6 protein-coding genes are annotated in these 8,998 nt (G+C 53.1%); 4 read left to right on the top strand and 2 right to left on the bottom strand.

What is annotated here, in order from left to right:
• A partial coding sequence (locus tag ABJF76_RS10795) for an efflux RND transporter permease subunit (RefSeq protein ID WP_413822566.1) occupies window positions 1-532 on the top strand: 532 nt, incomplete at its 5' end.
• 152 nt (window positions 533-684) lie between these two features.
• On the opposite strand, the gene ABJF76_RS10790 is transcribed toward ABJF76_RS10795, so the two are convergent.
• On the bottom strand, window positions 685-2,442 hold the full coding sequence (locus tag ABJF76_RS10790) for a sulfite reductase flavoprotein subunit alpha (protein ID WP_413819549.1): 1,758 nt from the start codon (window positions 2,440-2,442) through the stop codon (window positions 685-687).
• Window positions 2,443-2,454: 12 nt separating this feature from the next.
• Complete coding sequence (locus ABJF76_RS10785; RefSeq protein ID WP_413819548.1) at window positions 2,455-4,182, bottom strand: NirA family protein; 1,728 nt, start codon at window positions 4,180-4,182, stop codon at window positions 2,455-2,457.
• A gap of 573 nt (window positions 4,183-4,755) precedes the next feature.
• Between ABJF76_RS10785 and ABJF76_RS10780 the strand changes: the two genes are divergently transcribed.
• The 3 genes from ABJF76_RS10780 to cynS are packed head-to-tail and all read left to right on the top strand — an operon-like array spanning window position 4,756 to window position 7,863.
• Window positions 4,756-5,601: a formate/nitrite transporter family protein gene (locus ABJF76_RS10780; RefSeq protein WP_413819547.1), complete on the top strand. Its 846-nt coding sequence runs from the start codon at window positions 4,756-4,758 to the stop codon at window positions 5,599-5,601.
• A 54-nt stretch (window positions 5,602-5,655) separates the two neighbouring features.
• Window positions 5,656-7,386, top strand: a complete 1,731-nt coding sequence (locus ABJF76_RS10775; protein WP_413819546.1) for a protein kinase domain-containing protein — start codon at window positions 5,656-5,658, stop codon at window positions 7,384-7,386.
• Between the two features lie 27 nt (window positions 7,387-7,413).
• A complete protein-coding gene (gene cynS, locus ABJF76_RS10770) occupies window positions 7,414-7,863 on the top strand; it encodes a cyanase (protein ID WP_413819545.1) in 450 nt (149 codons plus the stop codon).
• Window positions 7,864-8,998: the final 1,135 nt, after the last annotated feature.

Raw genomic sequence — 8,998 nt, 5'->3', positions numbered from 1 at the left:
TATCGTTTTTGGCACGGCCCTGTTGATCGTCATGCTTGTCCTCGCGGCACAGTTCGAAAGTTTCGCAAGTGCGGTTGTGATCATGTTGACGGTGCCTTTTGGGCTTGCCGCAGCGCTGTTGGCGATTTCTCTTAGTGGTGGGTCGTTGAATTACTACAGCCAGATTGGTCTGGTGATGTTGATCGGGGTAATGGCCAAAAACGGCATTCTGATCGTCGAATTTGCGAACCAGCTTCGCGAAGCCGGCCAAGACATCGACACCGCCATTCGCAACGCTTTGCGCCTGCGCATTCGTCCGGTCATGATGACAATGGTGTCGACGGTATTGGGTGGTTTGCCGCTTGTGCTGACATCTGGCGCAGGTGCCGAAGCGCGCAGAGAAGTCGGTTGGGTCATCGTTGGCGGATTAGGTTTTGCAACGGTTTTCACACTGTTTCTAACACCCATCTTTTACCGCTGGATCACCGCTTGGGGCAGCCAACCGGGCGCGGCCACAAAGCGGCTTGCGCACGAACTGACATCCACGCCTTAGGGGCGAAACCCATCGGTTTCATCTTTGCCGCGGACGTCGCCGACCAAAAAACAACGTCATCAGCGCTTTGATCCACCGCGTTGCGCGACCTCGTGCCGGTGGCGCCGCCCAACGCCATCGGAAAAATCGTCGATAGCACGGGCGTGCCGACCTTAATATACGTCGCGCTGATAGCGGCCCGAAGCCCCAAGATCAGCAACATAGGCTTTTGCATCATCCAATGACATGCCCCCATATTCGCTAACAACTTCGCATATGGTTTGGTTCACGTCCGCCGCCATGCGCGATGCGTCGCCGCAGACGTAAATAGCAGCGCCTTTGCTAAGCCAATCGTAAAAGCTGGCCCCGTCTTTGCGGATCAAATCCTGCACATAGACCTTGTCGGCACCATCGCGCGACCATGCCAATGATGTTTTGCTTAGCACACCATCTGCTTCCCAGCCCAAGATTTGGTCACGGTATAGAAAATCGGTGTCTTCGTGCTGATCGCCAAAGAACAGCCAATTTTGGCCGCCAGATTGACGCGTTGCACGTTCTTCCAGGAAGGCGCGGAAGGGGGCGATACCTGTGCCCGGCCCGATCATGATCACCGGGGTCGTTTCATCTGCGGGCAAGTGAAAGTGTGCCGATTTTTGGATGTACACGCCGACCTGCCCGCCGGGTTGAAGACGTTCGCCCAAATAGGTCGATGCGCAGCCTTTACGTTTGGAGCGCAGATCGTAATGTACCTCGCCCACGGTCAGGTGGACCTCTCCCGGGTGGGCTTTCGGGCTTGAAGCGATGGAATAGAGGCGCGGTTGAAGCGGGCGTAACCCATCCGCAAGCGATTGTGCCGACAATTCTGGTTTTCCAAGCTCGATCAAATCAATGATCTGCGCGTCATCGCATGGTTTTTCGACGCCCCATGCTTCCAATGTAGCAGGCGTAATTGTGGTCAGATCAAAACGGTTAAGCAACGCGGCACGCAGTGACGTTGGCGTATCTTTCAACATCACAGTTTCTGATCCGCTCAAACCACTTGCCTCAAGGATAGTCGTGACCTCGTGCGGGCAGTTTACCGGCCAAAGCCCCAATGCATCCCCGACTTGGTAATCCAGATCGACCCCGCCACCAGCAAGGCTGATTTCGATGTGATTGACGGTTTTTGCCGACCCTTCGCCGCTTAGGTTTTCGACTTTCATCAAGGTTCCTGCAAAAGGGTGATTTTTATCAAATTCCGGACCCTCCGTTTCGGGTTCTGCCGCCGTGCTAGCGCCCGCCGCTTGGACAAAAGCGGATGTGGCAAAGACACCGGTTTTCCATTCGCCGTAAGGGTCTTCGTAGGCGACATCACAGGCCACAAAATCAAGGACACGGGTCGCACCAAGTTCGGCTAATCGCGCGTCAAGGTCGCGCGCGGCCTTGTTAAATTCTGCATAGCTCGTATCGCCCAACCCGCACACGGCAAAGTTCAAGGTCGCAGGCAAGGCAGGTGCCTCCGCGCTCATCAGGCTTGCGTGAAATTGGACGGCATTGTCCGCAGGCTCGCCTTCGCCGAACGTCGCCGCGATGATCACCAGATGTTCAATTTGCGCAAGGTCAGCCACGTCGAAATCGTCAAGCGCCACGATTTTTCCGTCAAAGCCTTTGGTCTTGGCAAATTTTCGAAAGTCTTTGGACAGGCTTTCGCAGGTCCCAGATTGCGACCCATAAAGGATGGTCATCGACGTCGCTGGGGCCTCGGTTGTGGTGCCCGCACTTCCTGCAGCAGAAGCCATAGCCTGTAGCCCCGACAGAAGCCCATTCAGCCAATTGCGTTGATCGCGGTCAAACGGCGCGTCTTCGCCGATAAGCCCTTGAGTACGCGTGGTTTCGGTTTTGCCGATCGCTTCTGCAACAGCGGCGGTGATGTTACGGTCTTGTTTGGTCATAACGGTTTCCGTTTATGCAGAGAGTTGGACAAGGGCAGGCAGCGCATCGTCAGAAACGCCGCGCACGAAAGATAGGAACGTTTCGGTTCCAGCCCGTTGGTCAAGGTAGCTGGCGATCAACGTTTCAAGGACGCCATTGACGTCATCCGCAGCCACAGGCCCACACAAAGCCCGCGCAAGTCCGCGGTCATTGTCGTTCCCGCCACCAAGCACGATATGATAGCCTTCGCCGCCATCTGGTGTCGCGGTGCCCATCAAACCGATATCGCCAATGTAATGCTGGGCGCAGGAATTGGGACAACCTGTCAGGTGGATATTGATCGGGCTATCCAGTTCGAATTTGGTTTCTAGGTGCCGCACGATGGACATTGCATTCTGCTTTGTGAACGCCAGCCCAAGCTTGCAGCCCGCTTTGCCAGTACATGCCACCGCCCCCGCGGCAAAAGATGTGGCCGAATGGCCCAACCCAAGTTCTGAAAGGCTGGCGGTGGCGGCATCCACATACTCATCCGCCACATAAGGGATCAACGTATTTTGCCACACAGTCAGGCGTACATCGTTTTTACCGTATTTCTGTGCCACCTCGCCAATGCGCTTCATTTGCGCAACGGACAAATGGCCAACCTCTTGGGCGATACCGATATAGTTCACCCCGGCTTCAGATTGCGGGTGCACCCCGATGTGCCCAATTCTGTTCACGGGGCCGCGCGCTACGTCGTGGTCTGTGTTTTGGTGGATCAATTGCACATTCGGCGCGATGTCGGCCAATGCCTCTTGGGTGCGGGCGATGAACCAATCAAAGCCCTCGCGGTCCAGCAAATATTTAAGGCGCGCCCGTTTGCGATTGGTGCGATCACCATGTTCGACAAACACACGCAACATGGCGTGCCCGACATTCACCGTATCTTTGGGATGGCACAGAACCCCAGTGTCACGCGCAAAATCTTTGTGCCCTGTGATGCCACCTAGCAGGATCCGGCAATAAACACCCGGCTCGATGCCGCCAGTGACAGTCACTGCCTGAAACGAAATGTCATTGGTGTCGCTGACGCAGGACAGAACCCCACCATTGTCGAACGAGATGTTAAATTTGCGCGGGATCGCCTGCAATTCGCGGCTGGCATTGATGCGCTGTGCCAGACGTTGGCAATAGGGCATCAGGTCGATGATCTCTTGAACATCAAATCCAGCTGTTGGCGAGGCCGTTAAGTTGCGCGCACTGTCAGCCCCGGTGGCATGGCACGACAAACCTGCATCGCGCAGTGCGAAATAGACATTCAAAACATCCTTAGGGGCAATTTCACGCAGTTGAAGATTTCCGCGCGTGGTCACATGCGAATAGCCACCCGCATAGCGCTCGGCGATATCCGCCAAGGCAATCATCTGATCACCGCGCAACACACATCCCGGAAGTCGCAACCGTATCATATACCCAGTGCTGTTTGGCTCGACGTTAAAAAAGCCCAAATGACGCAACAAGAATTGGTCAAGTCCGACAGCCATTTCGTTGGCGTCGGTCCAGGCTTCTAAATGGGACCACATATCAAGCGGATGAAGTTCGCGCTTTTTCAGCTCTTCTTTGCACAAATCATCCAGCGGTGTGCCGTATACATGTTCCTCTTGGGGCGCAGCATCTACGTTGCCGCTGCCACCAAACAACCGATCAAGGCCAAGCTGGCCCAAAGCATCAACAAGATAGTTTTGTTGCTCTTCGTTAAATCCAGAATTCAATTGCGACAAAGCCAATATCCTTTCGATACACGCCCGAGGGTGTCGTTCTAAACGCCATCCCAAAAGGAACCCGCGTTTCACACTGTAAGATTTGTGCCGCCACCGTTGCCGAAACATGGATCGTTGGGCCGCGTTGCTCAAAGATCACCTATGTTCGCAGTTATCATGCTGCGCCACAGCATCCAGTGCATTTGGGGCAAAACTGTCAAGTTCAAGCGCTAAGGATTCGAAATAAACTTGATCCAAAACGCGCAGCGCTGAGAAAATGCGCAACCTCAAGGAAACACGCGGGTTAACCGTTTAATTTTTATGCGGAACCACAAAACCGGAACCTAAGGTCAAGTGAATCGGTGTCACCCCTTGTTTTTGGTGCGGGGGTGCCCAAGGCTTTGGTTAACGGATGTTAGGCCACTTGCAGCGAAGCAAGTTCACTTCAGCCTAACCTGACAGCAATGGCGCGGTCACTTTCGTATCCCATTTACCCGCAGTCGCATTCGCGGCTGGCTGAGTAAGCTTGGTTGAACCATGCGCCTTTTTGTGTGGCCAACTGTCCTCCTCCCAACTCTCTGAAAGGTTCACGCAATGTCTTATGTTGCCCCTGCTGAATTCTCGTCGAAAATGATCGACGCGGGTGAAGCCAAAGTTTTCATGTCCACGAAAGACACACTTATCCGCGCGTTTATGGCCGGCGCAATTCTTGCGCTTGCTGCGGCTTTTGCCGTTACGGTCGCCGTGAATACCGGCAACTTTTTGATTGGGGCACTTTTGTTCCCAGTTGGGTTTTGCACGCTTTATCTTCTTGGTTTCGATCTGCTCACGGGTGTGTTCACTTTGGTGCCGCTTGCATTGCTAGACAAACGCCCCGGCGTCACCGTCAAAGGGATGCTGCGCAACTGGGGCCTTGTGTTTTGCGGGAATTTCGCAGGGGCATTCACCGTGGCGATCTTTATGGCGATCATTTTCACAACCGGATTCACCCATGAACCCAATGCAGTGGGGCAACGCATCGGATTGATCGGAGAAGCGCGCACCGTTGGTTATAAAGACGCCGGTTTTGGCGGTATGCTAACGCTGTTTGTCCGTGCGGTAATGTGTAACTGGATGGTGTCTACTGGCGTTGTTGCTGCGATGATGTCCACATCGGTTTCAGGTAAAATCATGGCGATGTGGATGCCGATCTTGATCTTCTTCTACCTCGGCTTTGAGCACTCGATCGTAAACATGTTCTTGTTCCCATCGGGCCTGTTGTTGGGCGGTGATTTTACAATCGGTGACTACCTGTTCTGGAATGAAATCCCGACCGTTGTTGGCAACCTTGTGGGTGGCCTGACGTTTGTGGGTGCGACGATTTATGCAACGCACTACAAAACGTCTCCTACGATCAATTCAGACGCGCCAACATCTGCGTCAACGACACCGGCTGAATAAGCAGGCACGCCCAGTGCTGCATTTTGTCGGCACTGGGCAGTTTGTGATTTAAGTATGTCGCTTGATATGCCCCCTCCTCAAACGCTTGCGATCAGTCTTGGCCAGTGGTCAAGCGCTGGTCGCAAGCCTGAGAACCAAGATTTCTACGGTGCGATTATCCCGGTGGACAACGCGCTGACCCTCAAGGGGGTCACTGTCGCAATTGCAGATGGCGTCAGCAGCAGCAAATGGGGCCGTGAAGCGGCCGAGATTTCCGTAAAAGGCCTTTTGACAGATTACTACAGCACCCCAGACACTTGGGCCGTGAAACCAGCCGCGTCAGCAGTGATTGCCGCAACCAATGCATGGCTACATGGTAAAAGCCGCGCCGCCCATGTTGAGGACATCGACCATGGCTGGGTCTCAACACTGTCTGCCCTCATCCTGAAAGCAAGGACCGCCCACATTTTTCATGTCGGCGACAGCCGGGTTTGGCGCATGGCAGGACGCAGCCTGGAACAGTTGACGACAGATCATAATGTACCCAACGGGGCGGATGGTCATTACCTGAGCCGCGCAATGGGTGCCGCTCCGCAGGTCGAAATCGACTATATCACAACCCCTGTTTCCATTGGTGACGTGTTCTTAATGACGACAGATGGAGTGCACGTTGCCATGAAGGGCAGCAAAGTTTCCGACATTCTGGATGCAGCAACAGACCTGAACACCGCAGCCCAAACGATTGGGCAAGCCGCCCATGACCTTGGAAGCACAGACAACTTATCGGTTCAAGTAATTCGTGTTGATGGGATGCCACCACCGCAGGCCGTTGACCTTGTTTCTGATCTGGCGAGGTTGCCTTGCCCTGACTTGCCCAAGCCGGGCGATGTGATCGATGACTATGTGATAAAAAGACCGATCCACGCCAATGCGCGCAGTCACATCTATCTTGCGCAAGCCCCTGACCAGACTTTGGTCGCGCTCAAAATTCCGTCTGTCGATTTGCGCGATGACCCCGATTATCGGCGCCGTTTCATGATGGAAGAATGGATCGCACGACGCGTGCAAAACCCGCATCTGTTGGCCACGGTTCCAGCCCCAACACACCGCACCAAATTCTATGTTCTGTCCGAATACATCACCGGGCAAACCCTGCGGCAATGGATGCATGATCATCCCCAAGCCCAGCTTCAGGATGTCCGCGATATCATCGGCCAACTGATCAGCGGAACCCGCGCGATGCATCGCCGCCAGATGTTGCATCAAGATCTGCGTCCCGAAAACATCATGATCGACGTCTCGGGAACGGTGAAAATCATCGACTTTGGGTCGACCTTTGTCGCCGGTGTCGCAGAAACTGCGCAAACGCCGCCGGGTCAGGATATTCTTGGCACCCTGCAATACGCCGCCCCTGAATATTTTGCGGGCGCGCAGACCGGTCCTGCGTCTGACCTGTTTTCCATCGGAGTGATCGCCTACGAAATGCTAACGGGGCGCCTGCCCTACGGCACTCAGGTGTCGCAGGTTCGATCGCAAAAAGACCTGCGTAACCTGCATTACCAAACGGCGCGCGATGCAGGGAACGCAGTGCCCAATTGGGTCGATGATGCGCTAAAGCGCGCCCTGCATCCAAACGCCGCCCATCGCCAATCTTCGATGTCTGAATTTCTGGGCGACCTCATGCGCCCCTCGACCAAATGGTCAAGACAAACCGCCCGTCCGTTGATGGAACAAAACCCGTTGGCGTTTTGGAAAACGCTCTGCGCGGTTCTGAGTCTCATCATTTTGTTCCTCCTCACCCGTTAATCCAAAGCAAACCCAAAAGGAAACCTCATGGACTATTTGACCAAGGAAGACGTGACTGCGCAGATTTTGTCGGCAAAACGACAAGCCGGGCTGACATGGGAAGACATCGCCACCAAAATCGATATGTCGCCGGTATGGACTCATTCGGCAGCGATGGGCATGAATGCGTTTCCAGCCGACAAAGCGGATGCGATGGTGAAGGCATTGGGATTACCGCAAGAAGCCGCACTTGTTTTGGCTGAAAGCCCAACGAAAATCTGGGAACAGGCCGTGCCGACCGATCCTTGTGTCTATAGGTTTTACGAAATCGTCGGCGTATATGGCCCAACGCTAAAGGCGTTGATCCAAGAAAAATTTGGTGACGGTATTATGTCTGCCATCGATTTTGACATGTCAGTCACACGCGTCTCCCATGAAAAAGGCGACCGGGTTAAGGTCGAAATGTCGGGCAAGTACCTTTCCTACAACGCTTGGTAACACCACATTTCGCAGGTGATGGAAAATACGGCTGTCACCTGCAAGCCATTTAAAAAACGGCCATCCAGACACTTTATATCCAAGCATTATTTGGCTTCCTTGTTGCTGTTGGCACAGAAGAAACTCAGATGCTTGAGGGCCGTCTACATGTCGGGAATTGGCAACTTCATCCTGAATGGGTTCACAGTTGAAAATAGGATTTCTAACCGCCTTTGCCCACCCGTGTTGATTGGCCTTGCGCAAACCCTATCAATCGCCGGCTTAGCACAAAATCTCCGCCTAGCATCACAATGTGTCAAGTAGCACACCCATTTAGCGTTTAAAGTAACCTTGGTTTTTCGGATCGTTCCCGTGCTACGCGTTATATAACCCCCAAATACTTCGACGGCTTGCTGAACCACACAATAGCGCAAAGTTATTTCAAAGGCCGCGTTAGACATACCGTCGGTCCTAACCAGATTGAAGTACAAACCTCTATCAGCCAAATGAACAAAGTCGCAAATTGCGTTCTGCGGAAAAGCCAGTGACAATATAGTTTTCATTTCAGTTCGATGTGCGATCGTGAGTAAACACAAGGTCAAATGGAACCAATGGACCTGCGGATGTCACAACTTTTGATGGGCGTAGCCGAAATGGACCTGTCACGTTTACACGCCTCTGGAAGTTCAGAACAAGATTGCTCAACGGTTGGTTGCTAGCTGTCAAAAATATCTAAAGAACACACCTTTCGGGTTCGTAAAAGTAAACCCTTAGGAATAGTCGCTCAATGGACAAGAACCTTGCCCAAGGCAGGTGAAAAGAACTGTTTGATGATGAATTTTCCTATGTTTACCTTGGTGAACAATCCAAAGTGAACCTATCCTTTATGATGGAAGTGCCTCTAATTGACGGAGAATATTTCCAATGACATTCACAATTGAAGGCGGCAATGGAGATACTAACGGCACAACAGTTCAAGCGACGCTTGAGCGTATCAGTAAGTGTCCAAGATTGATGATGAGCACTCTAAGCAAAACGCTCCTGTAGGGCATGTTCATCCGACGCTTACGGATTAAGCGCAACGTCACAAGCACGTTGCTTGTTGCTTTAGCCGATTATTGAGATTTTTTGATTATCGTCAGAGAGATACGGGAAT

Origin of the sequence: Tateyamaria sp. (genome assembly GCF_039940735.1) — a bacterium.
Lineage (GTDB): Bacteria > Pseudomonadota > Alphaproteobacteria > Rhodobacterales > Rhodobacteraceae > Tateyamaria.
Note: the sequence above shows the minus strand (reverse complement) of the source record. Positions and strands in the feature narration are given on the sequence as shown.